General features: G+C 65.4%; 30 protein-coding genes and 1 tRNA gene. 10 read left to right on the top strand and 21 right to left on the bottom strand.

Translation table 11 applies throughout. The features are described 5' to 3' along the window. Positions 1–12: 12 nt before the first annotated feature. The 13 genes from D4754_RS16420 to folK form a co-directional block, all read right to left on the bottom strand. A tRNA-Thr gene (locus D4754_RS16420) sits at positions 13–88 on the bottom strand. 302 nt (positions 89–390) lie between these two features. After that, positions 391–720 (bottom strand): DUF1491 family protein, encoded by a 330-nt coding sequence (locus D4754_RS16415; protein ID WP_121065668.1) that lies wholly within the window; start codon positions 718–720, stop codon positions 391–393. Continuing rightward, positions 717–1,634 carry a GTPase Era gene (gene era, locus D4754_RS16410; protein ID WP_121065665.1) on the bottom strand — a complete coding sequence of 306 codons (918 nt, stop codon included), beginning with the start codon at positions 1,632–1,634 and terminating at the stop codon, positions 717–719. The genes D4754_RS16415 and era overlap by 4 nt, the downstream gene beginning before the upstream one ends. Next, the gene (gene rnc / locus D4754_RS16405; protein ID WP_121065662.1) at positions 1,631–2,317 is read right to left on the bottom strand and encodes a ribonuclease III; all 687 of its coding nucleotides are present in this window, start codon (positions 2,315–2,317) and stop codon (positions 1,631–1,633) included. Before rnc ends, era begins: the two co-directional genes overlap by 4 nt. Then, positions 2,314–3,147: a signal peptidase I gene (lepB, locus tag D4754_RS16400; RefSeq protein ID WP_121065659.1), complete on the bottom strand. Its 834-nt coding sequence runs from the start codon at positions 3,145–3,147 to the stop codon at positions 2,314–2,316. The genes rnc and lepB overlap by 4 nt, the downstream gene beginning before the upstream one ends. 91 nt (positions 3,148–3,238) lie before the next feature. Next, positions 3,239–3,646 (bottom strand): holo-ACP synthase, encoded by a 408-nt coding sequence (gene acpS / locus D4754_RS16395; RefSeq protein ID WP_121065655.1) that lies wholly within the window; start codon positions 3,644–3,646, stop codon positions 3,239–3,241. Between the two features lie 10 nt (positions 3,647–3,656). Beyond that, positions 3,657–4,100 (bottom strand): hypothetical protein, encoded by a 444-nt coding sequence (locus D4754_RS16390; protein ID WP_121065651.1) that lies wholly within the window; start codon positions 4,098–4,100, stop codon positions 3,657–3,659. A 113-nt stretch (positions 4,101–4,213) separates the two neighbouring features. Continuing rightward, positions 4,214–4,828 carry a LysE family translocator gene (locus tag D4754_RS16385; RefSeq protein ID WP_121065648.1) on the bottom strand — a complete coding sequence of 205 codons (615 nt, stop codon included), beginning with the start codon at positions 4,826–4,828 and terminating at the stop codon, positions 4,214–4,216. Continuing rightward, positions 4,825–5,583 (bottom strand): pyridoxine 5'-phosphate synthase, encoded by a 759-nt coding sequence (locus D4754_RS16380; RefSeq protein WP_121065645.1) that lies wholly within the window; start codon positions 5,581–5,583, stop codon positions 4,825–4,827. Before D4754_RS16380 ends, D4754_RS16385 begins: the two co-directional genes overlap by 4 nt. Then, on the bottom strand, positions 5,580–6,182 hold the full coding sequence (locus tag D4754_RS16375) for a DUF2062 domain-containing protein (protein WP_240453916.1): 603 nt from the start codon (positions 6,180–6,182) through the stop codon (positions 5,580–5,582). The genes D4754_RS16380 and D4754_RS16375 overlap by 4 nt, the downstream gene beginning before the upstream one ends. A gap of 67 nt (positions 6,183–6,249) precedes the next feature. Then, positions 6,250–8,460: a RelA/SpoT family protein gene (locus tag D4754_RS16370; protein WP_420837216.1), complete on the bottom strand. Its 2,211-nt coding sequence runs from the start codon at positions 8,458–8,460 to the stop codon at positions 6,250–6,252. A gap of 14 nt (positions 8,461–8,474) precedes the next feature. Continuing rightward, positions 8,475–8,828 carry a DNA-directed RNA polymerase subunit omega gene (gene rpoZ, locus D4754_RS16365; protein ID WP_121065639.1) on the bottom strand — a complete coding sequence of 118 codons (354 nt, stop codon included), beginning with the start codon at positions 8,826–8,828 and terminating at the stop codon, positions 8,475–8,477. 220 nt (positions 8,829–9,048) lie between these two features. Further along, a complete protein-coding gene (gene folK / locus D4754_RS16360; RefSeq protein WP_121065636.1) occupies positions 9,049–9,618 on the bottom strand; it encodes a 2-amino-4-hydroxy-6-hydroxymethyldihydropteridine diphosphokinase in 570 nt (189 codons plus the stop codon). Positions 9,619–9,753: 135 nt separating this feature from the next. Here folK and D4754_RS16355 point away from each other — a divergent pair, with 135 nt between their 5' ends. From D4754_RS16355 to rnhA, 5 genes are all read left to right on the top strand, one after another. After that, a complete protein-coding gene (locus D4754_RS16355) occupies positions 9,754–10,329 on the top strand; it encodes a LabA-like NYN domain-containing protein (protein WP_121065633.1) in 576 nt (191 codons plus the stop codon). A gap of 199 nt (positions 10,330–10,528) precedes the next feature. Then, on the top strand, positions 10,529–11,479 hold the full coding sequence (gene ispH, locus D4754_RS16350; protein WP_121065630.1) for a 4-hydroxy-3-methylbut-2-enyl diphosphate reductase: 951 nt from the start codon (positions 10,529–10,531) through the stop codon (positions 11,477–11,479). A gap of 86 nt (positions 11,480–11,565) precedes the next feature. After that, on the top strand, positions 11,566–12,201 hold the full coding sequence (locus D4754_RS16345) for a LysE family translocator (protein WP_121065628.1): 636 nt from the start codon (positions 11,566–11,568) through the stop codon (positions 12,199–12,201). Continuing rightward, positions 12,198–12,650, top strand: a complete 453-nt coding sequence (locus tag D4754_RS16340; protein ID WP_121065625.1) for a DUF3429 domain-containing protein — start codon at positions 12,198–12,200, stop codon at positions 12,648–12,650. The genes D4754_RS16345 and D4754_RS16340 overlap by 4 nt, the downstream gene beginning before the upstream one ends. Positions 12,651–12,801: 151 nt before the next feature. Further along, a complete protein-coding gene (gene rnhA, locus D4754_RS16335) occupies positions 12,802–13,254 on the top strand; it encodes a ribonuclease HI (protein WP_121065622.1) in 453 nt (150 codons plus the stop codon). A gap of 3 nt (positions 13,255–13,257) precedes the next feature. Here the strand turns inward: rnhA and D4754_RS16330 are convergent, their stop codons facing one another. The 6 genes from D4754_RS16330 to def (D4754_RS16305) are packed head-to-tail and all read right to left on the bottom strand — an operon-like array spanning position 13,258 to position 16,168. Further along, complete coding sequence (locus tag D4754_RS16330) at positions 13,258–13,500, bottom strand: GlsB/YeaQ/YmgE family stress response membrane protein (protein ID WP_338031153.1); 243 nt, start codon at positions 13,498–13,500, stop codon at positions 13,258–13,260. 3 nt (positions 13,501–13,503) lie between these two features. Further along, entirely contained in the window at positions 13,504–13,740 is a 237-nt protein-coding gene (locus D4754_RS16325) for a hypothetical protein (protein WP_121065619.1), read from the bottom strand. A gap of 9 nt (positions 13,741–13,749) precedes the next feature. Continuing rightward, positions 13,750–14,655: a methionyl-tRNA formyltransferase gene (fmt, locus tag D4754_RS16320; protein WP_121065616.1), complete on the bottom strand. Its 906-nt coding sequence runs from the start codon at positions 14,653–14,655 to the stop codon at positions 13,750–13,752. Next, positions 14,655–15,152, bottom strand: a complete 498-nt coding sequence (def, locus tag D4754_RS16315; RefSeq protein WP_121065613.1) for a peptide deformylase — start codon at positions 15,150–15,152, stop codon at positions 14,655–14,657. Before def (D4754_RS16315) ends, fmt begins: the two co-directional genes overlap by 1 nt. After that, positions 15,149–15,649: a peptide deformylase gene (def, locus tag D4754_RS16310; RefSeq protein ID WP_121065610.1), complete on the bottom strand. Its 501-nt coding sequence runs from the start codon at positions 15,647–15,649 to the stop codon at positions 15,149–15,151. Before def (D4754_RS16310) ends, def (D4754_RS16315) begins: the two co-directional genes overlap by 4 nt. Beyond that, positions 15,650–16,168 (bottom strand): peptide deformylase, encoded by a 519-nt coding sequence (gene def, locus D4754_RS16305; RefSeq protein ID WP_121065607.1) that lies wholly within the window; start codon positions 16,166–16,168, stop codon positions 15,650–15,652. It lies immediately after the preceding gene. A gap of 131 nt (positions 16,169–16,299) precedes the next feature. On the opposite strand from def (D4754_RS16305), the gene D4754_RS16300 reads away from it, so the two are divergent. Continuing rightward, positions 16,300–17,475: a MalY/PatB family protein gene (locus D4754_RS16300; protein ID WP_121065604.1), complete on the top strand. Its 1,176-nt coding sequence runs from the start codon at positions 16,300–16,302 to the stop codon at positions 17,473–17,475. 3 nt (positions 17,476–17,478) lie between these two features. Here the strand turns inward: D4754_RS16300 and D4754_RS16295 are convergent, their stop codons facing one another. Further along, positions 17,479–17,826, bottom strand: coding sequence for a hypothetical protein (locus D4754_RS16295; RefSeq protein WP_121065601.1), 348 nt, complete (start codon positions 17,824–17,826; stop codon positions 17,479–17,481). 276 nt (positions 17,827–18,102) lie between these two features. On the opposite strand from D4754_RS16295, the gene D4754_RS16290 reads away from it, so the two are divergent. Further along, positions 18,103–19,116: a glutathione S-transferase family protein gene (locus D4754_RS16290; RefSeq protein ID WP_121065598.1), complete on the top strand. Its 1,014-nt coding sequence runs from the start codon at positions 18,103–18,105 to the stop codon at positions 19,114–19,116. Here D4754_RS16290 and D4754_RS16285 read toward each other — a convergent pair. Continuing rightward, on the bottom strand, positions 19,098–19,460 hold the full coding sequence (locus D4754_RS16285) for a response regulator transcription factor (protein WP_121065595.1): 363 nt from the start codon (positions 19,458–19,460) through the stop codon (positions 19,098–19,100). The two genes, D4754_RS16290 and D4754_RS16285, sit on opposite strands and share 19 nt — an antisense overlap. 303 nt (positions 19,461–19,763) lie before the next feature. Here D4754_RS16285 and D4754_RS16280 point away from each other — a divergent pair, with 303 nt between their 5' ends. From D4754_RS16280 to D4754_RS16270, 3 genes are read left to right on the top strand one after another with little or no spacing between them, the layout of a single operon-like run. After that, positions 19,764–20,705: a threonine-phosphate decarboxylase gene (locus D4754_RS16280; protein ID WP_121065592.1), complete on the top strand. Its 942-nt coding sequence runs from the start codon at positions 19,764–19,766 to the stop codon at positions 20,703–20,705. Then, positions 20,702–21,616, top strand: a complete 915-nt coding sequence (cbiB, locus tag D4754_RS16275) for an adenosylcobinamide-phosphate synthase CbiB (RefSeq protein ID WP_121065589.1) — start codon at positions 20,702–20,704, stop codon at positions 21,614–21,616. Before D4754_RS16280 ends, cbiB begins: the two co-directional genes overlap by 4 nt. A 49-nt stretch (positions 21,617–21,665) precedes the next feature. Continuing rightward, positions 21,666–22,844: a lytic murein transglycosylase gene (locus D4754_RS16270; protein ID WP_121065586.1), complete on the top strand. Its 1,179-nt coding sequence runs from the start codon at positions 21,666–21,668 to the stop codon at positions 22,842–22,844. Positions 22,845–23,026: the final 182 nt, after the last annotated feature.

Here is a 23,026-nt window from a genome sequence, read left to right as displayed (position 1 = left end):
GACGAATTGGAATGGTGCCGGCAGGAGGACTTGAACCCCCGACCCCGAGATTACAAATCACGTGCTCTACCAGCTGAGCTATACCGGCAAACCCTGCACGCCACGGATCGTGGCCTGCATCTGGTGGGCGTCCCCGATGGCACCTGAAAGATGCCATGGCGAACGGGTGCAATCCCTAGCCGATCCGCAATCGGGGCGCAATCCGAGATCCCACAATGGCGCGGGATCGCGCAGGTTTTTCCTGTCCGGATCCGGGGGCTCTGCCCCCTAACCCCCGAGGTGTTTGAAGACCAAAGAAGTCCGGCGCGCGCGCGTCTTTCTTTCTTGGCAGAAATAGTCCGGGGGAGTCGCGCCGCAGGGCGCCGCGGGGACAGAGCCCCCGGCCCGGTCCTAGGACAGGCCCGGTTCGTCCAGAAGGTGGCGGCCCTTGCGGTCTTCCACCTCGATCACCCACAGATCGCGGTCGAATTCCCGCTGGCGGACGATGGAGGCGTCGACATCGCGTTCGTCACCGGCGGCGAGTTCGACCCACACCCGGTCTCCCGACGCAAGGTCGAAGCTGCGCTGGAAGGCCACGGCCTGACCGTCGAGCGTGTTGAGCTTCACCAGCACCGCACCGGCCGTGTCATCGCCGTGGGCCACGACGAAAGCCGGGATCTCCTGCAGGCGCAGCCGCGTCAGATAGGCCTGCACCCAAAATTCTGCCGTCAGTCGGCTCAAGAATTGCCGTCCTTGAAGTCGAGCCCCATCTGGTCGTAGCGCTCGGATTCCTCGAGCCAGTTGGGCCGCACCTTGACCTGCAGGAACAGGTGCACGCGGCGGCCCATTATCTCTTCCAGTTCCACCCGGGCGAGCTTGCCCACGGTCTTGATCGTCTCGCCCTTGTTGCCCAGCACGATGCCCTTGTGGCCGTCACGCATGACATAGACGATCTGGTCGATGCGGGCGGAGCCGTCCTTGCGTTCCTCCCAGGCTTCCGTCTCAACGGTCAGCTGGTAGGGCAGTTCCTGGTGGAGCCGGAGCGTCAGCTTCTCGCGCGTGATCTCGGCCGCGATCATGCGCATGGGAAGGTCGGCGATCTGGTCTTCGGGATAAAGCCAAGGGCCCTCGGGCAGCGTTCCTGCCAGCCATGCGCGCAGGTCGGCCACGCCGTAGCCCTTCTCGGCCGAGATCATGAAGGTCTCGGCGAAATCGAAGGCCGCGTTCAGTTCTTTCGTCAGGCCCAGCAGTGTCGGCGCCTCGACCCGGTCGATCTTGTTGATCGCCAGCGCAACGGGGCGGTGCGATCCGATCTCGGCCAGGGTCTTCAGAATGCGCTTCACGCCTTCGGTAACGCCGCGATGCGCTTCGATCATCAGGACGACCACGTCGGCATCCGATGCCCCGCCCCAGGCCGCGGCGACCATCGCACGGTCGAGCCTGCGGCGCGGCTGGAACAGGCCCGGCGTGTCGACGAAAACGATCTGCGCCTGCCCTTCCATCGCGACGCCCCGGATCCGGGCGCGGGTGGTCTGCACCTTGTGGGTGACGATGGAGACCTTGCTGCCCACCATGGCGTTCAGCAGCGTGGACTTGCCCGCGTTGGGCTCTCCGATCAGGGCGACGAAGCCGGCCCGTGTGGTAGCTTCGGTCATGTGCGTCCCTCCACGCGGGAGAGCAGAGCCCTCGCCGCCTCCTGTTCCGCCTGACGCTTGGTCGAGGCACTGGCTTCGGCAGCTTCGCCGTCTTCGAGACGCACCGCAATCGTGAACACGGGTGCATGGTCCGGCCCCGAGCGGGCCGTTTCGGTGTAACTTGGCGGTTTCTCGCCCCGCGCCTGCGCCCATTCCTGCAGCGCCGTCTTTGGATCGCGGGCATCTTCCGCCACGTTCGACACGCGATCGCCCCAGAGCCGCAGGATCATGTCCTTGGCGACATCGAGCCCCGCGTCCTCGTAGACGGCGGCGATCACCGCCTCCATCGCGTCGCCCAGCAGCGCCTGCTTGCGGCGCCCCCCGGACAGCATTTCCGACCGGCCCAGTTTCAGCACCGCGCCCAGGTCGATCTCGCGCGCGACTTCGGCGCAGGCTTCCTTGCGGACCAGCGCGTTGAAGCGCGGGGCCAGCTGGCCTTCGGCCGCGCCGGTGTCCTGCTCCAGCAGGGTTTCGGCCATCACGAGGCCCAGAACCCGGTCGCCCAGGAATTCCAGCCGCTGGTTGTCACCCCGCGCAGGCGTCGAGGCCGAGCCATGGGTGAGCGCGCGGAGCAGAAGCTCCGGACGGTCGAAATGATGCCCGATCCGTGCCTCGAAGGCCTTCACATCCGCCGAGATCTTCAATCGATCCTCTTGAAGTACCGATCCGACCGCCAGGTCCAGAAGAACAGGATAGACCGGCCCGCGGACGAGAACATGATCCGGTCGGCCCGCCCGACGAGGTTTTCATAGGGCACGAACCCGACCCCGCCCGAGATCTGCCGGAAGCGGCTGTCCGAGGAGTTGTCGCGGTTGTCGCCCATGAAGAAGAAATGGCCATCGGGCACAAGGAAGACCGGCGTGTTGTCCGAGGATTGCGGGCCGATTTCCAGGATCTCGTGGTCCACACCATTGGGCAGGGTTTCGATGAATTCCTGCTTGATGCAATCGCCGCCCGGAGGCACCGGCGCGTTCGAACAGCGCGGCGGGATGCCTTGCGGACCCTGCGGTTCGTTCACCTCGACATAGTCGCCCACGGGCTCCAGCTCGACCGGGGTGCCGTTGATCTGGAGCACACCGTCGATCACCTGCACCCGGTCGCCCGGTAGCCCGATCAGCCGCTTGATGAAATCGCGGCCCGACACGGGATGGCGGAAGACGACGACATCGCCGCGCTCGGGCTCGCCCCCGAACAGGCGGGTGTTGTCGCCCTGCAGGAAGCCGCACATGTCCTCGGCATCGACGGAAAGTCCGACGAAGGGGATCGTGACCGACGGGCACGACGCATAGGAGTAGCCGTAGGCCATCTTGTTGACGAACAGGAAATCGCCGATCAGCAGCGTGGGCTTCATCGAACCCGACGGGATCCAGAACGGCTGAAACAGGAAGGTCCGGAATATCCCCGCGATCAGAAGCGCATAGACGATGGTCTTGACCGTTTCCCAAATGGGATTGCGGGGGGCTTCTTCGTCCATCTGGGTCTCCGGGTCTGTCCAGCGTCGGGCCAGGACCGGCCCACGCCCGTACATGCGGGGGGGCGGGTTGGGTGTCAAGCCGTGGAGGGCGTCAACCGCCCGTCAAGGGACGCGCTTCGATCACCACGAAGGCCTGCGCCCAGGGGTGATCGTCGGTCAGGGTGACGTGGATGATGGCCTCGTGCCCCGCGGGCGTCATTTCCGCCAGGCGTTCGGCGGCCCAGCCGGTCACGTGCATCACAGGTTGCCCGGTGCGCAGGTTCGTGACCGCCATGTCCTTCCAGGCGATCCCCATGCGCAGGCCGGTGCCCAAGGCCTTGGAACACGCCTCCTTCGCGGCCCACCGCTTGGCGTAGGTTCCGGCGGTATCGTGCCGCCGTTCCGCCTTGCGCTGTTCGATATCGGTAAACACACGGTTGCGGAACCGGTCGCCAAACCGGTCGAGCGTGCCCTGAATGCGTTCGATATTGGCAAGGTCGGTGCCGATGCCAAGGATCATCGCCGGCCCGTCACTTGACCGTCACTTCCCCGGTGGACTGATTCACCAGAAGCTCCAGCGTCTCGGCCGTTTCCGACCCGCTGCCGTCGACATAGCGCTTCACCTTGAACGGGATCGTCAGACCGGTGGCCGCGTCATAGGTCGTCTTGCCGCCGAAACCGACCGACATCCAGCCTTCGGGGCCGATCCTGTCCGACACCAGCGTGCACAGCGAATACCCGTCCGTATCGGGGTGGATCACCGCGATATGCGCGGCGCAGCACGCGGGTTCGCCGCCGGTGTTCATCAGCACCACCCGGATCTGACCCTTGGCGTAGGTGCGCGTGTTGTTGCCCAGAGGCTCGGCAATCGCGCCCACCGATCCGGCGGCGCTGTCGGCGCATTGCGAAAGGCTGGCGGAAAGGGCGGGCGTCGCAAGAACACCGGCGGCGAGAATGGCTGCAAGAAGGCGCATGACGGGCATCCCTGTTTGGTTGCGTCCGGGCACGGGGCCCAGAGACGCGTGTCATGTCCTTCTACCGCGTCCGCACCGGCCTGAGAAGGCAGCGTGTCGCCCGGCAGCAGCGCCTAGCGGGTAATCACCGATCGTAGCAGCCCAAGGCCCAGCCCCGCGTAAAGCACCGCCACCGCGCCGTCGATCCAGGCCCGGAACCGGGTGTGCAGAGCCTGCGCCGGGGCGGTCGAGAACAGAACCGCCCAGCCCAGATAGTTCGCCAAGCCGATCAGCGCACACAGGCCGGTTGCCCCGAAAACCGCGCCCGGTCCCTGATCCGGGCCCAGCCCGACGGACAGGGCGGCCAGCCATGCAAGGACCGCCTTGGGATTGGACAGGTTCAGAAGCAGCCCCCGCCGGAACGCACGACCGGCCGCGACCGGAGCGGACGCCTTGGCCGCGGGACGGGCCGCGGACCTGGCCGAAAGCCATGCCAGGTAGAGCAGGCAGGACGCGCCCGCAATCTTCATCACGATCAGCGCGGATTGCGAAGCCGCCAGCAGCGCCCCCAGCCCGGTGGCCGCGCACAGCCCCCACAGGGCCAGCCCCAGCGACAGGCCGAACGCGAATCGCAACCCGGCCGCGCGCCCGTGCGCCATGGCGGTGGCCGCACAGGCAAGGTTGGCCGGACCGGGCGAAACCGCGACGATGAAGAACGCCGCCGCGATAGCCGCGAACTGACCGATCATGAGCGTGCACCCTCCATGAGGCGGCGCATTTCGGCGATGGCGGGGGCAAGGCCCATGAAGATCGCCTCGCCTATCAGGAAATGGCCGATGTTGAGTTCCCGCACCTCGGGCATGGCGGCGACCGGTGCGACGGTGTCGTAGGTCAGGCCGTGGCCGGCGTGGACCTCGAGCCCCAGCGCATGGGCATGGGCCGCCATGTCGCGAAGCGCGGCCAGTTCGCGGTCACGGTCGTCGACGCGGCCTTCGGCATGGGCATCGCAATAGGCGCCGGTATGAAGCTCGATCACCTCGGCCCCGGTCCGGTGGGCCGCGTCGATCTGGCGGCGGTCGGCGGCGATGAAGATCGACACCCGGCAACCCGCCTTGCGCAGGGGGGCGATGAAATGGGCCAGGCGGTTTTCGTCGCGCGCGACGTCGAGCCCGCCTTCGGTCGTCCGTTCCTCGCGCCGTTCGGGCACGATGCAAACGGCATGGGGCCTGTGACGCAGCGCGATGGCCTGCATCTCGTCGGTCGCGGCCATCTCGAAATTCAACGGCACGGTCAGCGCTGCGGCCAGCCCGTCGATATCGGCGTCGGAAATATGGCGTCGGTCTTCCCGCAGATGGGCGGTGATCCCGTCGGCGCCGGCCTCTTCCGCCATCTTCGCGGCGCGCAGAGGGTCCGGCGTGGCGCCGCCGCGCGCGTTCCGAACGGTGGCCACGTGGTCGATGTTCACGCCCAGCCGCAAACGCTGCGTATCGCTCGATGTCGTCATACTTGTTCCTTGCCACGATCCCCGCGCCGGCCCAACCCGCCGGGACCGGCGACCGATCCGATGGCGGCCCGCGCCTTGATCGCGTCGAATTTCGACCGGATGATCATCCGCCGGCGGTTCTGGTAGGCCCGCACCAGCGGTTCGGTGCAGAAATAGGCCAGTACACCGAAGAACAGGCCGGGAAGGATTCCGCCCACGAGGTAGGGCAGGAACACCTCGTGATAGAACTCGAGGAAACCGTGCCAGTCATACGTCCCGCCGGAAAACAGCGCCCAGATGTTTTCCTTCAGATCGTGCCACGCATCGACGAAGGAATGCATGAACGTGCGCTGCGCTTCCTTGTCGAACTTGGTGCCCATCAGAAGATGGCCCAGCTTCATGCACAGGAAACCGATGAACGGGAAGGTGATCGGGTTGCCCACGAAGGTCGCCGCAAGCCCGGCAAACACGTTGCCGCCCACGATCCGCGCAAGGATGAACGCCACCAGGAAATGCATGCCGTAGAACGGCGTGAAGGTCGCCATGACGCCCACCGCGATGCCGCGGGCGATCCTGTCGGAACTGTCGGGCAGGCGGCGCACCCGGTACTGCATGTACATGACCGCACGCTTCCAGCCACCGCGCGGGTACACGGCCTCACTCAGCCTTTGCGTAAACGTACGCTGCTCACGGCGTCTGAACACCAGCCTTTGCCCTCATCTTCCGGGACGGTTCCCCAGGTCCCGGTACGCCTGGCGATACACCACGAAGCCGGGCGATTGCCGCAACTTCGCTTTCAGCTTCCAGCATCACCATGAGTGAGTGCAGTTGCTCGATATCGCCGAGATCGACCCTAACAAGCAAACGGTAAAAATCCGGCTTCCTGTCGACAAACTCGAGGTCCGAGATATTCGCCTTCTTTTCGCCGATCAACGTGCAAATACGTCCCAGTACCCCGGCGTCATTCCCGATTGTCATGTCGAGCGTCACGCCATAGGCGGCTTCGTGCGTACCGGAATGCCAATGCAGGTCGACCCAGCGTTCGGGCTGGTCGTCGTAGTCGATCAGGGTGTCGCAGTTGATCGCATGCACGATCACCCCCTGCCCGCGCGAGGTGATGCCCACGATCCGTTCCCCCGGCAGGGGTTCGCAGCAGGCGGCCCGGGTAAAGCTTTGTCCCTGCTCCAGCCCGATCACGGCCCGGCGGTAGGGGACGACCTCTCCCTGCTTCTTCTGCAGCTCCGGGTAGACGGCCTGCACAAGGTCGCGCGCCGTGATCTCGGCCATGCCCAGATTGGCCAGCACATCGTCGCCGTTTTCAAGGCCAAGGTTTCGCGCCGCGGTATCCAGCACCTTGTCGGTCGATTTCCGGCCCACATGTTCGAACGCCGCCCGCGCCAGTTCGCGGCCCAGCTTGATGAACCGTTCACGGTCGGCCTCGCGCAACGCGCGCCGGATCGCGGCGCGGGCCCGGCCCGTCTGCACGATATCGACCCAGGTCGCCTGCGGCTCCTGGCCTTCGGCGGTTATGATCTCGATCGACTGGCCGTTCTTCAGCCGCGTCCACAGGGGCACCCGCACGCCATCGACCCGCGCCGATACGCAGCGGCTGCCGATGCGGGTGTGGATCGCGTAGCCGAAATCGATGGGCGTGGCCCCCTTGGGCAGCTTGATCACGTCGCCCTTGGGCGTGAAGCAGAACACCTGGTCGGAATACATTTCCAGCTTCACGGCATCGAGGAATTCCTCGTGGTTCTCCTCGCTCTCGAACGTGTCCTGAAGCGTGGCGATCCATTCGGTGGGGGCGACGGCGAACTTGTTCTCGTACCGGATCCCGTCGCGATAGGACCAGTGCGCCGCAACGCCCCGTTCGGCCACGTCGTGCATTTCGCTGGTGCGGATCTGCACTTCCACGCGCTTGCCATCGCGGCCCGACACGGTGGTGTGGATCGACCGGTAGCCGTTCGACTTGGGCTGGCTGATGTAATCCTTGAACCGCCCCGGCACGGCGCGCCAGCGCTGGTGGATGGCGCCAAGCGCGCGGTAGCAATCCTCTTCATCCGCCGCGATCACGCGGAAACCATAGATGTCGGACAGGCGCGAGAAGCCCTGCTTCTTCTCCTCCATCTTCCGCCAGATGGAATAGGGTTTCTTGGCGCGGCCATAGACCTCGGCCTGCAGCCCGGCCTTGCGCACGACCGTGCGCATGTCCTTCATGATCCGCTCGATCACGTCGCCGGTTTCGCGCTGCAGCTTGATGAACCGCACCATGATCGATTTGCGCGCTTCGGGGTTCAGGACGCGGAAGGCAAGGTCTTCCAGTTCTTCCCGCATCCATTGCATGCCCATGCGGCCGGCCAGCGGCGCATAGATATCCATCGTCTCGCGCGCCTTCTGGTGCTGCTTGTCGCGGCGCATGCTTTCGATGGTGCGCATGTTGTGCAGCCGGTCCGACATCTTGACGACGATGACGCGCACGTCCTTCGTCATCGCCATGAACAGCTTGCGGAAGTTCTCGGCCTGCTTGGTCTCGAGGCTGGACAGCTGCAGGTTTGTCAGTTTGGTGACACCGTCCACCAGCATCGCGACCTCGGTACCGAAGCGTTCCGAAATTTCGGAATAGGACGCCTTGGTGTCCTCGATCGTGTCGTGCAGCAGCGCGGTGATGATCGTGTCGTCGTCAAGCCGCTGCTCGGCCAGGATCCGGGCGACGGCGACGGGATGGCAGAAATACGGCTCGCCCGACTGGCGGAATTGGCCATCGTGCATCGCCACGCCATAGGCATAGGCCGCCCGAAGACGGTCGCCGTTGGATTTCGGGTTGTAGCTGGCGACCAGGGCCACCAGCTCTTCAACGTCGGGAATGGGGATCGCGCCGGGCGCGTTCTGGCCAGGCATGGGTCAAGAGGGCCTCAGCCCTGACCCTGCGCCTCCATCAGAGCGCGCAGGAGCTTTTCTTCCGACATGTCGTCTTCTGCCGGCTTGTCGCTCTCGGCGCCCATCAGGACAGCCATGGAATCCTCTTCCGGTTCGTCGATCTCGTTCTGGCTCTGATTGCTTTCAATCAGGCGTTCACGCAGCAGATCGGCGCTCTGGGTTTCCTCGGCGATCTCGCGGAGCGAGACAACGGGGTTCTTGTCGTTGTCGCGATCGACCGTAACTTCCGACCCGGCCGCGATCTCGCGCGCACGGTGCGCGGCGAGCATCACCAGTTCGAACCGGTTCGGAACTTTATCGACGCAATCTTCGACCGTCACGCGAGCCATGGCGCACTCCAATTGATATGGCTTTGCAGGAGACAGACCTTCTACCTGCGAATCTCCCGCTTGACAAGCGGCCCCTTCATTGTTCCTCGAACCCGCCCGCTGCGACGCGCTCGAAGCAGAGCGCCGGTCCGCGCCCGTGGCGGCAAGGCGGATGCGGAACGCATCCGCCGGCGGGTGGGCGGGCGGGCCGCCGCGGGCGCGGACCGGCGCGTCCGGCGGTCTACAGCGCCACCACCTCCAGGCGGTCGGCCGCGGGCAACGCCGCCAGCATCTCGGCGGCGCTCCGGCCAAGCACGGGATGCACCCAGCCCGCGGCGATATCCGCCATCGGCACCAGCACGAAGGCCCGGTCCTGCAACCGCGGATGCGGCAAAACCATCCGGTCCGGCGTCCGTGTCTTCTGTGCTTCCAGATCCAGCGCCATCCAGTCGGCCAGCACCGTCCGGTCCGGCGCCACGAGATCGCCAGCCGTCAACAGGTCCAGATCCAGTTTCCGCGCGGCCCAGCGTTCCTTGCGCTCCCGACCGAACTCCGCCTCGATCCGGTGCAGCGCGGCCAGAACATCCTGGGGCCCCATCACCGACCGGACCTCCGCCACCGCGTTGACGAAATCCGGGCCTTCACCAATTGGAAAGCACGGCGTGCGATAGAATCGGCTCAAAGCCGCCAGTTCCAGCCCGGCGCCGGCAAGGGCTTGCACAGACGCGGCCAGTGTTTCGGCCGGATTTCCCGCCTGGCTCTCCAGATTCGCGCCAAGCGCCACTAAGTACTTCGTCCGGGGTTCGGTCATATCTGTCCTCTTCCCCGAAACGCTATTCCCTTGCGACGGGGGAAACACGCTCTACGTTGTATATACAGTTCCGCCATCAAAGCCACTCACGCGAATATCCCCTTGGCGGAACGCATTTGTCGGAAGGATAATTTGATGTTCTACAAGGACGAACGGCTTGCGCTGTTCATCGATGGGTCGAATCTCTACGCTGCCGCCAAGGCGCTGGGGTTCGACATCGACTACAAGCTTCTGCGGCAGGAATTCATGCGCCGCGGCAAGCTCCTGCGTGCCTTCTACTACACGGCCCTGCTCGAAAATGACGAATATTCCCCGATCAGGCCGTTGGTCGACTGGTTGCATTACAACGGGTTCACCATGGTGACGAAGCCCGCGAAAGAGTACACAGACAGCATGGGCCGCCGGAAGGTGAAGGGCAACATGGATATCGAACTGACCGTCGATGCCATGGAACTCGCTCCCCGTGTCGATCACATCGTGCTCTTCTCGGGCGATGGCGATTTCCGTCCGCTGGTCGAAAGCCTCCAGCGCCAGGGCGTGCGCGTGTCGGTCGTGTCCACGATCCGCAGCCAGCCGCCCATGATCTCGGACGATCTGCGTCGGCAGGCCGATAATTTCATTGAGCTCGACGACCTGAAGGACGTGATCGGCCGCCCGCCCCGGGAGCAACCCCAGGACGAACAGGCGCCCCGCGCCGCCGCCGCACGCTAAGGCCGGAACGCCCTTGCGGGAGCCAACCGTGGCCCCCGCAAGCCCCCGCGCAGGCGGGTCGACCTGCCCTGCCTCTGGACGTTGCGGCCCTCACCGCCTAGATGAAGGGTGACCGTTCCCGTTCCGGGCCGGTCAGGGCGGACCCCGCCCGCGCTGCCCGGACAGCCCGGCCCGACGCCACCGGAAAGGCCCGCGCCCGATGACCAAACCGCCCCTCACGCTCCATCTCGCCGCGCCCCGCGGTTTCTGCGCCGGTGTGGACCGCGCCATCAAGATCGTGGAAATGGCGCTCCAGAAATGGGGCGCGCCCGTCTATGTCCGTCACGAGATCGTGCACAACAAGTACGTGGTCGATGGCCTGACCGCCAAGGGCGCCGTCTTTGTCGAGGAGCTGGACGAAGCCCCCGACGACCGGCCGGTGATCTTCTCGGCCCACGGCGTGCCCAAATCCATCCCGGCCGAAGCCGCCCGGCGCGAGATGATCTATGTCGATGCCACCTGCCCGCTTGTCTCCAAGGTTCATATCGAGGCCCAGCGTCACGCGGAAAACGGGCTCCAGATGATCATGATCGGCCATGACGGCCATCCGGAGACCATAGGCACCATGGGCCAGCTCCCCGAAGGAGAGGTCCTGCTGGTGGAAACCGTCGACGACGTGGCCAAGGTCGAGGTCCGCGATCCGTCGAAGCTCGCCTATGTCACCCAGACCACCCTGTCGGTCGACGACACGGCAGGCATCGTCGCGGCCCTTCTGGAGCGGTTCCCGCAGATCATCGGCCCCCACAAGGAAGACATCTGCTACGCCACGACCAACCGGCAGGCCGCGGTGAAGGCGATCGCCCCCAAGGTCGACGCGATCCTCGTGGTCGGCGCACCCAATTCCTCGAACTCCCGCCGCCTTGTGGAAGTCGGCGCGCGGGCGGGCTGCGCCTATTCCCAGTTGGTCCAACGCGCCGGCGACATCGACTGGCGCGCACTCGAAGGCGTGCGCAGCATCGGTGTCACTGCCGGCGCCTCGGCCCCCGAAACGCTGGTGGAGGAGGTTATCGACGCCTTCCGTGCCCGACACGACGTGACGGTCGAACTGGTGGAAACCGCCGTGGAAAACGTCGAATTCAAGGTCCCCCGGGTCCTGCGCACCGCAGAGTGACGGCCCGAACACGCGTGCCCCGCGACTTGCCAGCAATGCGCTGACATGGCAGGAAAAATCAGGCCAGTGAATTCGGGGAGGCGTTTATGCCCGCAGATACGGTACTTTGGGTCGAGTTTCTTGCCACAGCGTTGATCGTTTGCGTGGCGCCGGGGATCGGTGTCATCTACACGTTGTCGACGACGCTGGGCGGGGGTCTCAGGCGCGGGCTCTGGGCCGCACTTGGCTGCACGCTGGTGACGGCGGTGCACCTGACCGCGGCACTGGCGGGGCTGGCGGCGCTGCTCCATGCCTCGGCCGTGCTCTTCCAGATCGTAAAATATGCCGGTGCGCTGGTGCTTCTGTGGATGGCCTGGACAACGCTCCGCGGCAGCGGATCGCTCAATGTCTCGGCGGACGAGACCGCACGGCAGGTCACCCCCGGCACGCTGGTCTGGCGCGGTATCCTCTTGAACCTCTTGAACCCCAAGCTGCCGTTGTTTTTCCTGGCCTTCCTGCCCCAGTTCATCCCGGCCGGCATCGCGCAGCCGTCGCTTGTGATGGCGCAGCTGGGCCTTGCCTTCGTGGCGATGACGGGCCTCGTGATGGCGGGCTACGCGATCCTTGCCGGCGCCGCGCGCAAGTGGGTGATCGAACGGACCTCGGTCATGACATGGCTGCGCCGCGCCTTCGCCGCCTCCTTCGCGGCGCTGGCCGCCCGGCTGGCCCTTGAACGCGCATGACCCGCATGCCGCCCATCGTCGCGATCCTGAGCTACATCGCGCTGATCCCCTTCCTCTGGGGGGCGGCGAGCTACCTGCTCGACCCGCTGGCGCGGTTCGGATCGAACCTCCTGGGACCTCGCTTCGTCGGGCCCTATGTCCAGCTTTTCTATGGCGCGGTGCTGCTGTCGTTCCAGTCGGGCGTGCTCTGGTCCTTTTGCCTGAAACAGCGCGAAGGCGTGCCGGGGATCGCCTATGTCATCGCGATGATCCCCGCGCTCTGGGCCTTCCTGATGACGGGGAACGGGCCGGTCAGCGCGTCGCTCAACCTGCTGATCGGCTTTGCCGGACTGCTGGTGCTCGACATCGCCTTCACCGCCTGGGACCTCGCGCCGCGCTGGTGGATGCGCCTGCGCCTGCCGGTGGTCCTGATCACCTGCGCCTGTCTTGCGGTGTCGGCCTTCCTGTGAAATTGACCACGCGCGCCCTGACGCCGGAGCGCGCCCGCGCCGGCAAGGTCGGAAACCGCAGGTTTCCGGCCGGGGGCTGGGCGGGCGGGCCGGCGCGGGCGCGATCCGGCCGCAACGCTGCCGTGCCATTCACGAACCGGGACCGACGACAATGACCGCACTCTATGCCTTCACCGATGGCGCCTGTTCCGGCAATCCCGGTCCCGGGGGCTGGGGCGCCCTGCTTCAGGCGAAGGACGGCGACACCGTCGTCAAGGAACGCACCCTGAACGGCGGAGAGGCCCAGACCACCAACAACCGCATGGAGCTTCTGGCCGCCATCGCGGCGCTCGAAGCGCTCGAACGTCCCTCCACCATCACCGTCGTGACCGACAGCGCCTACGTGAAGAACGGCGTCACCGGCTGGATCCACGGCTGGAAGCGGAATGGCTGGAAGACGGCGGCGAAGAAGCCGGTGAAGAACGTCGAACTCTGGCAGCGGCTGGACGAGGCGCAGGCCCGCCACAAGGTCACGTGGCAATGGGTCAAGGGCCATGCCGGCCACCCCGAAAACGAACGCGCCGACGAACTGGCGCGGGCGGGCATGAAGCCGTTCAAGAGCTGACGCTCAGGTCCTTCCGGCGATCATCTGCCATAGCCAGATCAGCAGCACCGCGCCCAGAACGGCGCCGATGATCCCGGCAAATATGCCCAAAGCCGCGAGAACCAGCCGCAGCAGGAACCCGCCCACCAGCGCGCCGCCGATGCCGATAGCAATTGTCGCCACCGGACCGGTCTCGAGATCCAGCAGACGCGTCGCGACATAACCCGCCACGCCGCCCACGATGATCCACCACAAAAGCCACATCATGGCCTACCTCCTCCAATGGGTCGGAACGATAACAAGCGCGCCCACCGACGAGATCAGCGCGTTCAGCCCGGGCGACCCGAAACCGATACCGAACATCACCCGCAGGAAGAAGAACAGGAACGCGCCGCCGATACAGATAATGATCGACGGGATGATTCCATTATGGGTGAAGCCGGTCTTTTCCGCGGCATAGCCCACGATCCCGGCGATCACGACCGTGCCCATCAAGGTGAAGTACATACCGGCCCCTTACAGACGCGTGCCCGCAGGCACCGGATGGCCGCGGAGAAACACATCCCTATCCTGCGCAGCCTTGCCCGACCGCTGCAAGCGCGTCAGTTCCACCGCCCCGCTTCCGCACGCGACGGTGAGAGCATCGTCCAGAACCTCGCCCGGCGCGCCTTCGCCCCGGCCCGGTCGCGCGCCCAGCACCTTCACACGGTCGCCCGCGATCTCGGTCCAGGCGCCGGGAAAGGGTGACAGGCCGCGGATCTGGCGGTCGATCTCTTCCGCGGGCCGGGTCCAGTCGATCCGGGCCTCGGCCTTGTCGATCTTCGCGGCATAGGTCACGCCGTCCTCCGGCTGCGGCTCGGCCACCAGCTGGGGCAACTGCGCCAGCGCTTCAATGATCGCCTTCGCGCCCAACGCCGACAGACGGTCGTGCAGTTCCGCGGTCGTCTCCTCGGCCCCGATCTCGACCTTCCGGCGCTGCAGCACCGGCCCGGTATCGAGGCCCGCTTCCATCTGCATGATGCAGATGCCGGTTTCGGCATCTCCCGCCATGATCGCCCGATGGATCGGCGCGGCGCCGCGCCAGCGTGGCAGCAGGCTGGCGTGAATGTTCAGGCACCCCTGCGCCGGCGCATCGAGCACCGCCTGCGGCAGCAGCAGCCCATAGGCCACCACGACAGCGACGTCCGCCTTCAACGCGGCAAACTCTGCCTGTTCCTCCGTCCCTTTCAGCGACACCGGGTGACGCACCTCCAGCCCCAGCGCTTCGGCCTTCGCCTGCACCGGGGACGGGCGGGGTTTCTTCCCCCGCCCTGCGGGCCGGGGCGGCTGGCAATAGACGGCGGCGATCTCGTGACCGGCACCCTCCAGCGCCTCCAGCACGGGGACCGAGAAATCGGGCGTGCCCATGAACACGACGCGCATCAGACGCCACCTTTCCGTGCCTTCTTAAGCAGCATGTTCCGCTTCAGCTTCGACAGGTTGTCGAAATACATCCTGCCGTTCAGGTGATCGATCTGGTGCTGCACGCTTGTCGCCTCGATCCCGATGAAATCGCGCCGGTTCACGGTGCCCGTCTCGTCAAGATAGCGAACCGTCACCGCGCGTGGCCGTTCGATCTTGGCGGACACACCGGGCAGGTTCGGGCTGGCTTCCTCGTGCGGGCGAAGCTCGATCGAGGCATGCAGGATCTCGGGGTTGGCCAGCCGAACGGCCCGGCCCCTCTCCTGCGATCCGTCGACGACGGCCAGTCGCAGCATCACGCCGATCTGCGGGGCGGCAAGGCCCACGCCGGGCATCGCTTCCATCGTGTCGATCATGTCGTCCCAGATCGCGCGGATCTCGTCCGTGATCTCCTCGACCTTCTCGGCGGGCGTGCGCAGACGCTTGTCGGGCCACGGGATGCAGGTGCGTACGGTCATCCGCGGGACGCGGTGTAGGCTTGTTCCGCCGCCATGCGCGCAGAGGGCGGGATGCGGTCGAAGATCACGATGCCGTCGAGGTGGTCATGTTCGTGCTGGGCGCAGACCGCATCGAAGCCGGTCAGGCGTTCAGCGTGATCGCGGCCTTCGGTGTCGGTCCACGTCATGTCGATCCATTCGGACCGGGGAACGGACATGTCGACACCCGGGATCGACAGGCAGGCTTCGGTTCCTTCCGCGACGCTGTCCGACCGGTCGACGATCCGCGGGTTCACGCAGATGACGGGCGACCGCTCGCCCTCCTTCCACGTCGTGTCCATCACGAAGATCCGCAGCATCTGCCCCACCTGCGGCCCGGCCAGCCCGCGCCCGGGGGCGACGTACATCGTGTCCAGCATGTCCTGCGCCAGCCCGGCCAGCGCAACCGGATCCGGGACCCTTGCACAGGGCCGCGTCAGGCGCGGATCGGGCCACTTGAGGATGTCCAGCAGGGCCATTCAGTCGCGCGCCTTTTCCCGCTTCAGCTTGACCATCCGGCGGGTGATCATCTGGCGTTTCATGGGCTTCAGGTAATCGATGAACAGCTTGCCGTTCAGGTGGTCGATCTCGTGCTGCACACAGGTGGCCCAGAGGCCGGAAAAGACCTCCTGCTGCGTATTGCCGTCCCGGTCGATCCACGTGACCTCGGCCTCGGCCGGGCGGGTCACTTCGGCGTATTGATCGGGGATCGACAGGCAGCCTTCCTCGTAGACGCTGGTCTCGTCCGATTGCGCCACGATTTCGGGGTTGAACATGATCAGGGGGCGCGGTTCGGCGCCTTCTTCCTTCACGCAATCCAGCACGATCAGCCGGTCCAGCACGCCGATCTGCGGCGCGGCCAGCCCGATACCGGGGGCGTCATACATGGTTTCCAGCATGTCATCGGCCAGCGCGCGCCGTTCATCCGACAAATCGGATACGGCGGCTGCCACCTTTTTCAGGCGCGGATCGGGATGGATCAGGATCGGGCGTTTCATGGCAGGGGATTTAGGACATCCCTCGCCCCGCTGCAATCGCCCGGAGGACGCGGGGGAATTACGCACGCGATATTGCAGCCGCCGGCAAACTCCCTAACGTGGCGCCGGATGGACCAACCGGAGCGCCCTTCATGACCCATGACTTCGACGAACTCTTCGACCGCCGCGGCACCTACAGCTCGAAATGGGACCGCATGGAGACGTTCTGCGGGGTCTCGCCCGATGATGGCCTGCCGATGTGGGTCGCCGACACCGATTTCCGCCCGCCCAAGGTGGTGCGCGACCGGCTGGAGGAAATGGCCCGCGAAGGCCAGTTCGGCTATTCCTGCATCGATGACGATTACAAGGCCGCGATCTGTTGGTGGATGGAACACCGTCACGGCTGGACGGTCGATCCGGAATGGATCTTCACCACCACGGGAATCGTCAACGCCGTGGGCCTGTGCATGGACGCCTTCACCAAGCCGGGCGACGGGATCGTGACCTTCAACCCGGTCTACCACGCCTTCGCCAAGGTCATCGGCAACGCGAAGCGCCGTGTCGTCGAATGCCCGCTGGTCAACGACAATGGCCGCTACACGATGGATTTCGACGCCTATGACGCGATCCTCGACGGCTCGGAAACCATGCTGATCCTGTGTTCGCCCCACAATCCTGGCGGGCGCGTCTGGACGCGGGAGGAACTGGAAAGCGTCGTGGCCTTCGCGAAGAAACACGACCTTCTGATCGTGTCGGACGAGATTCACCACGATCTGGTCTTTCCCGGGCAGAAACACGTTCCCATGGCCCTGATCGAAGAGGCGCAGGACCGGCTGGTGATGCTGTCGGCACCGTCGAAGACGTTCAACCTTGCCGGCCTGCATACCGGCAACACGATCATCCCCGACCCGGCCCTGCGCGAACGCTTCGCCGAACGGATGGGCGCGATCTACATCGCCGGCAACTCGGCCGGACAGATGGCGGCGATGACGGCCTATTCGCCCGAAGGCGCGGCATGGGTCGATGCGCAGATGGCGTACCTGGACACCAACCGGAAGATCTTCGATGCGGGCGTGAACGCGATCCCGGGCGTGGCGTCGATGGCACTGGAAGGCACGTACCTGGCCTGGGTCGATTTCACGGGCACCGGCATGACGCAGGAGGAAGTTTTGGCCCGCGTGCAGGAAGACGCGAAGATCGCCGTGAACCAGGGCCCGGCCTTCGGACTGGGCGGCGAGAAGTTCCTGCGCTTCAACCTGGGCACCCAGAAGGCGCGCGTAGAAGAGGCGGTCACCCGCCTGCAACGTGCCTTCGCCGATCTGCAGTAGGCCCTATTCCGGCAGCAGCGCCACTGGCGCGCCCGGATCGCGATAGAAGTCCAGCGGCGCATCCTTCGCGGGCGCCGTCGACAGCTTGTATTCGTAACGGACGATGCCATCGTCTTCCGATGACAAGACGATCAGCGCATGGCGCAGGTGGTTCGTGCCATCGTACAGATCGACCAGCCCGCGCAGCGGCGGGACGGTGGCGGCATCGACGGAAAACCCGTCTTCCCACATCTTCAGCACCGGATAGGCGGGTTCGCCCACGCCGACACGGAGCCGGCTGGATTTCCTGAGCGCGGCTTTCCGGGCCGCTTCCAGCCCTTCCTGCACTTCCCGGGACATGTAGGTCGTCATTTCAGCAATCCCCGAAGGCCGATTCCGGACCGGCCCGAATTTCCAATCGTTAACTAATGATCCTACCGCAACCATGTTAAGATCAAGCGACGAAATCATGGATGGGTCACAAGATAGTGGCACCGTTGCATCCGTGGCGCGACCCGCCGGGGGATCCGGCGGTCCTGTTCCATCCCGGGGTGTGCATGACCGCAGAGTCCTTGCGCAAGCGCGACCCCTTCGCAGCAAGGGTCCGGGGGCTTAGCTTGGTCACAACCACAGGATTGGAGAGCCCCGATGGGACAGATTGTAGACGGTGAATGGCAGGTCGAGACGCTGGAAAAACTTTCCTCGGGCGGTTCCTTCGAACGGGAGGAATCCAACTTCCGGAACTGGGTCACCGCCGATGGAAGCGCCGGCCCCTCGGGCGACGGCGGCTTCAAGGCCGAATCGGGGCGGTATCACCTGTACGTCAGCTACGCCTGCCCCTGGGCGCACCGGACTTTGATCTTCCGCGCTCTGAAAGGCCTTGAAGACCTGATCCCCGTCTCGGTCGTGCATCCCGAGATGCTGGACAAGGGGTGGAGCTTCTCGACCGACTTTCCCGGCGCCACGGGCGATCCGCTGCTGGGCAAGGACTACCTGCACGAGGTCTATATCGAGGCCGAGCCCAACGTGACGGCCCGCGCCGTGGTGCCCGTGTTGTGGGACAAGCAGAAGGGCACCATCGTCTCCAACGAAAGCTCGGAGATCATACGGATGTTCAACTCGGCCTTCGACGGGCTGACGGGCAACACCGACGATTACTGGCCAGAAGAACTGCACGACGAGATCGCGCCGGTGAACGACCGGATCTACAACACGCTGAACAACGGCGTCTACAAGTCGGGTTTTGCCACCACGCAGGAGGCCTATGACGAGGCAGTCCATCCGCTCTTCGACACGCTGGACTGGCTGGAGGAACGGCTGGGCGCGCATCGTTACCTGATGGGCGACCGCATCACCGAAGCCGACTGGCGCTTGTTCGTGACGCTGATCCGGTTCGACCCGGTTTATCACACGCACTTCAAGTGCAATCGCCGGCGGATCGTGGATTACCCGAACCTCTTGGCCTATACGCGCGAACTGTACCAGTGGCCGGGCGTGTCGGACACGGTCCATCTGGACCATATCGTACGCCACTATCACTACAGCCACGAGAGCATTAACCCGCACCGCATCATCCCGATCAACCCTGTGATCGACTATGATGAGCCGCACGGCCGCGACCGGATGTTCGGTCAGGATTTACGTCAGGCCGCGCCGGCGTAATGTTCGACCATCGCCGCCAGGTCTCCTGGCGGCGTTTCCGACCGCACGAAGGCGCAGGCGTTCGAACAATGGGCGAAGATCGACCCGTCCGAGAAGAAGCTGGTATTGGTGACGAAGATGACCTTTGCCGCAGGCCTGCGGTAGCTTGCAAAGTCGGCCACGGCCAAGGCGCTGCCTTCATCCAGCACAAGGTCGACGACAAGGATCTCGAAATCCGACCGGCACAGGGCCATAGTCGCTTCTTCCTGACTATGGACCAAGGTCACATCCGCGTTCTGCCGCTGCAGGTGGCGGCTCCAGACCCGTCCCAGGTCCTCGTTACTCTCGACTATGAGAACTTTCATCAGAGTGCGATCCCAGATTCGCCCTTAGGTAGAAGAAGTTCAGGCGTCAAAACTATAGCAGTTGCAAGGCAGTCAGAAAACGAAAAGCTCATTCGTTATGGTACAAACCAGCGATAGTTTCAACGTGAAGTAACCGCTGGTGTCCTTCATGCTTGTGTCCCTCTCCGGTTAACAAAGCCTTAAATAATCATACCGGATGCATCAATTAATCGGTTTGTTAACGATGACGCTGGCGCATAAGGGTAGAGTTGCCCTTGTTTCCGAGGGTTTTGCTCAATTTTTACGCAAATCGAGAACGTCAGAATGTTAACCAAACAGGACCACGGCGGAGGACTCGATGCGGCCATCGCGACCTTCGGCGGGGCGCGCGATGGCTGGCTGGACCTGTCCACCGGAATCAATCCAACGCCTTATCCGATAGGCGCTTTTTCGCCACGCAACTGGAACGAGCTTCCAGACCACGCCGCGCAACAGTCCCTTGTCGCCGCCGCGCGCCGATTCTGGCAGGTCCCTGATGGCGCCGCGATTCTTGCCGCACCGGGCCTGTCGAGCGTGATCGCCCGCCTACCGGCCCTGTCCCGATCCGCAGGCCGGGTCCGGATTCCGGCCCCCACCTACAACGAACACGCCGCCGCGTTCGACGCCCACGGGTGGGAAGTCGTTCAGGACGCACCGGCCGACGCCTGCGTTCTTGTCCACCCCAACAATCCGGACGGCAGGCTCTGGGACCCGTCCGATGCGGACGCACCGTTTCAGGTGATCGATGAAAGCTTCTGCGACACCTGCCCCGACCGTAGCCTGGTCGCGCTGGCCGACCGCCCCGGCACCGTGGTGCTGAAGAGCTTCGGCAAGTTCTGGGGGCTTGCCGGCCTGCGCCTGGGCTTCGCCATCTCCCGGCCCGATACCATCGAACGGCTGGCCACGATGCTGGGGCCATGGCCCGTCTCCGGCCCCGCGCTGGCCGTCGGGACGCGCGCCCTTTCGGATCCCGGCTGGGCCGTCCGCACCCGCGCGCAATTGCAACAGGACAGCGCCCGACTGGACCGAATTGTCACCGCACGGGGCGCCGAGATCGTGGGCCGCACCGATCTTTTCCGCCTGTACGAGGTCGACGACGCGCAGGCGTGGCAGGACCGGCTTGCCCGGCATCACATCTGGTCGCGGATCTTTCCCTATTCCGGCACCTGGCTGCGCCTTGGCCTGCCCCCCGCCGACGCATGGGACCGGCTGGAGGCCGCCCTGTGACCCACGCCGCGGCCCTTGTCGTGGCGCTTCTGCTGGACGCCGGGATGGGCGGGCGGGCCCTCTCGTGGGGTCGTCTGCCGCATCCGGTAGTGGCGATGGGCAACGGGGTCGCGTGGCTCGACCAGCGGCTGAACAACGGGCGCCGCGCCAACGGGGTGGCGGCGGTGCTGATCCTTGTCGCCGTGGCCGGCACGGTCGGGGCCGTGCTGGGCCTTGTCCATCCGGTCGTCGATATCGTCGTGGCCACCGTCTTCCTTGCCCAGCGGTCGCTGGTCGATCACGTTCGCGCCGTGGCAACCGGTCTGCAGTCCGGTCTGGCCGAAGGGCGGGATGCCGTCGCCATGATCGTCTCCCGCGATACCGCGCAGATGGCGCGCCCGGCCATCGCCCGCAGCGCCATCGAAAGCGCGGCCGAAAACCTGTCGGACGGCGTGATCGCGCCCGCCTTCTGGTTTCTGGTGGCCGGCCTGCCGGGGATCCTGATCTACAAGGCGGTCAACACCGCCGACAGCATGATCGGCTACCGGACCGAAAAGTACGAATCCTTCGGCTGGGCCGCCGCGCGGCTTGACGATCTTCTGAACCTGATCCCCGCGCGCCTGACCGCCCTGATGATCGCGGCCGTCACCGGCTCGCTGCGCGCATGGCCCGCCATCGCACACGATGCCCGCCAGCACAGGTCGCCCAATGCGGGCTGGCCCGAAGCCGCGATGGCCCGCGCCCTTGGCGTCGCCCTGGCCGGGCCGCGCAGCTATGACGGAGAGATGCGCGATCTGGCCTGGGTCAACGGTGCGGGTCGACGCGAAACCGGGGCCTATGACATCAGGGCCGCCATCGGCGTGCTCTGGCAGACGTGGGCGCTGGCCACGGGGCTTACCCTTGCAATCGCCGTGCTCGCATGGCTCACCTAGGTCCAGCAGGCGGCTTCCGGGCCGTCGCCCCAAACCGACAGGACCCCAGATGCGCCTTCTTGCCAATCTCGCCGCCTCCCTCGTCCTCGCCTCCGCGCTTCCCGGAATTGCCATTGCCCAGTGCGGCGGTGACTTCGGCAGTTTCGTGTCCGGCCTGAAGGCCGAAGCGCGGCAGAAGGGCTACGACGCCGGCACCGTCGATGCCTTCTTCCAGTCCGTCCGGCGCGATCCCAAGGTGATCAACGCCGACCGCGCGCAGGGCGTGTTCCAGAAGCCCTTCGTCGAATTCTCGCGCCGCCTGATCAGCCAGAACCGGATCAACAGGGGCCAGCAGATGTCGCGCCAGTACGACAGCACCTTCGACCGGATCGAACAGACCTACGGCGTGCCGCGCGGCGTGCTTCTCGCCTTCTGGGCGTTCGAGACCGACTACGGCGCGTTCCAGGGGGATTTCAACACGCTGAACGCGCTGGTCACCCTGTCCCACGATTGCCGCCGGCCCGAACTGTTCCGCCCGCAGATCTTTTCGGCGCTGGAGCTTTACACACACGGCGATTTCTCCCCCACCGGCACGACCGGCGCCTGGGCGGGGGAGGTCGGCATGGTCCAGATGCTGCCCGGCGACATCATCGAATACGGCATCGACGGCGATGGCGACGGCCACGTGAACCTGAAGGGCTCGGCCCCCGATGCGCTGCTGTCCGGCGGCAACATGCTGCACGGGATGGGCTGGCAGCCGGGCCAGCCGTGGCTGCAGGAGGTCACGGTGCCCGCCAATCTCGACTGGTCGCTGACCGGCACCGGCAAGAAGCGGGCCGTGTCCGATTGGGCGGCCATGGGCGTGCAACCGCGCTCCGGCAGCCTCGACACGGGGCTTCTGGCGTCCCTCTTGCTCCCGCAGGGCCGCGGCGGACCGGCCTTCCTCGCCTATCCGAATTTCGACGTCTATTTCGAATGGAACCAGAGCTACGTCTACGTCCTGACCGCCGCTTACTTCGCGACGCGCCTGTCCGGTGCGCCGGTCTATGACGCGGGCACCAACGATCCCGGCCTGTCGGACAGCCAGATGAGGGCACTGCAACAGAAGCTGGTCGCGCGGGGCTATGACGTCGGCAAGGTCGACGGCATCCTTGGCGCCAATACCCGCGACGCGGTCCAGCAGGTACAGCAACAGCTGGGACTGCCCGCCGATGCGTGGCCCACAACCGACCTTCTCAACCGCCTCTGACGGTCACGCCCTGTGCGCCGGATCGCGCCCGGTCCGTACGGTGGTGCCCGCAGGGTACCGCCGGGTTGGACGGGCGGGCCGGACCGGGCGCGATCCGGCCCCGACGCGTTTGGCCGCTCCCATAAATCTCACCGCAGAAATCCGTCAAAACCATTGCAATTGCGATGATCTCCCGCTCTACA

Origin of the sequence: Chachezhania antarctica, from assembly GCF_003646465.1 — a bacterium.
GTDB classification, from domain to species: domain Bacteria; phylum Pseudomonadota; class Alphaproteobacteria; order Rhodobacterales; family Rhodobacteraceae; genus Chachezhania; species Chachezhania antarctica.
The sequence above is the reverse complement of the archived record's forward strand: the minus strand, read 5'-3'. Positions and strand labels throughout refer to the sequence as shown.

Excerpts from the sequence above, each read along its gene's own strand:
- D4754_RS16345 (WP_121065628.1), top strand. The coding sequence starts at position 11,566 with ATGCCCGCAGATACGGTACTTTGGGTCGAGTTTCTTGCCACAGCGTTG.
- acpS (WP_121065655.1), bottom strand. The coding sequence starts at position 3,646 with ATGATCCTTGGCATCGGCACCGACCTTGCCAATATCGAACGCATTCAG.
- D4754_RS16375 (WP_240453916.1), bottom strand. The coding sequence starts at position 6,182 with ATGTACATGCAGTACCGGGTGCGCCGCCTGCCCGACAGTTCCGACAGG.
- D4754_RS16390 (WP_121065651.1), bottom strand. The coding sequence starts at position 4,100 with ATGCGCCTTCTTGCAGCCATTCTCGCCGCCGGTGTTCTTGCGACGCCC.
- lepB (WP_121065659.1), bottom strand. The coding sequence starts at position 3,147 with ATGGACGAAGAAGCCCCCCGCAATCCCATTTGGGAAACGGTCAAGACC.
- D4754_RS16285 (WP_121065595.1), bottom strand. The coding sequence starts at position 19,460 with ATGAAAGTTCTCATAGTCGAGAGTAACGAGGACCTGGGACGGGTCTGG.
- D4754_RS16280 (WP_121065592.1), top strand. The coding sequence starts at position 19,764 with ATGTTAACCAAACAGGACCACGGCGGAGGACTCGATGCGGCCATCGCG.
- D4754_RS16340 (WP_121065625.1), top strand. The coding sequence starts at position 12,198 with ATGACCCGCATGCCGCCCATCGTCGCGATCCTGAGCTACATCGCGCTG.
- D4754_RS16270 (WP_121065586.1), top strand. The coding sequence starts at position 21,666 with ATGCGCCTTCTTGCCAATCTCGCCGCCTCCCTCGTCCTCGCCTCCGCG.
- D4754_RS16330 (WP_338031153.1), bottom strand. The coding sequence starts at position 13,500 with ATGATGTGGCTTTTGTGGTGGATCATCGTGGGCGGCGTGGCGGGTTAT.
- era (WP_121065665.1), bottom strand. The coding sequence starts at position 1,634 with ATGACCGAAGCTACCACACGGGCCGGCTTCGTCGCCCTGATCGGAGAG.
- fmt (WP_121065616.1), bottom strand. The coding sequence starts at position 14,655 with ATGCGCGTCGTGTTCATGGGCACGCCCGATTTCTCGGTCCCCGTGCTG.
- D4754_RS16385 (WP_121065648.1), bottom strand. The coding sequence starts at position 4,828 with ATGATCGGTCAGTTCGCGGCTATCGCGGCGGCGTTCTTCATCGTCGCG.
- D4754_RS16355 (WP_121065633.1), top strand. The coding sequence starts at position 9,754 with ATGTTCTACAAGGACGAACGGCTTGCGCTGTTCATCGATGGGTCGAAT.
- def (WP_121065607.1), bottom strand. The coding sequence starts at position 16,168 with ATGAAACGCCCGATCCTGATCCATCCCGATCCGCGCCTGAAAAAGGTG.
- rnhA (WP_121065622.1), top strand. The coding sequence starts at position 12,802 with ATGACCGCACTCTATGCCTTCACCGATGGCGCCTGTTCCGGCAATCCC.
- D4754_RS16325 (WP_121065619.1), bottom strand. The coding sequence starts at position 13,740 with ATGTACTTCACCTTGATGGGCACGGTCGTGATCGCCGGGATCGTGGGC.
- D4754_RS16300 (WP_121065604.1), top strand. The coding sequence starts at position 16,300 with ATGACCCATGACTTCGACGAACTCTTCGACCGCCGCGGCACCTACAGC.
- D4754_RS16290 (WP_121065598.1), top strand. The coding sequence starts at position 18,103 with ATGGGACAGATTGTAGACGGTGAATGGCAGGTCGAGACGCTGGAAAAA.
- rpoZ (WP_121065639.1), bottom strand. The coding sequence starts at position 8,828 with ATGGCTCGCGTGACGGTCGAAGATTGCGTCGATAAAGTTCCGAACCGG.
- def (WP_121065613.1), bottom strand. The coding sequence starts at position 15,152 with ATGACCGTACGCACCTGCATCCCGTGGCCCGACAAGCGTCTGCGCACG.
- def (WP_121065610.1), bottom strand. The coding sequence starts at position 15,649 with ATGGCCCTGCTGGACATCCTCAAGTGGCCCGATCCGCGCCTGACGCGG.
- ispH (WP_121065630.1), top strand. The coding sequence starts at position 10,529 with ATGACCAAACCGCCCCTCACGCTCCATCTCGCCGCGCCCCGCGGTTTC.
- D4754_RS16370 (WP_420837216.1), bottom strand. The coding sequence starts at position 8,460 with ATGCCTGGCCAGAACGCGCCCGGCGCGATCCCCATTCCCGACGTTGAA.
- D4754_RS16295 (WP_121065601.1), bottom strand. The coding sequence starts at position 17,826 with ATGACGACCTACATGTCCCGGGAAGTGCAGGAAGGGCTGGAAGCGGCC.
- D4754_RS16380 (WP_121065645.1), bottom strand. The coding sequence starts at position 5,583 with ATGACGACATCGAGCGATACGCAGCGTTTGCGGCTGGGCGTGAACATC.
- folK (WP_121065636.1), bottom strand. The coding sequence starts at position 9,618 with ATGACCGAACCCCGGACGAAGTACTTAGTGGCGCTTGGCGCGAATCTG.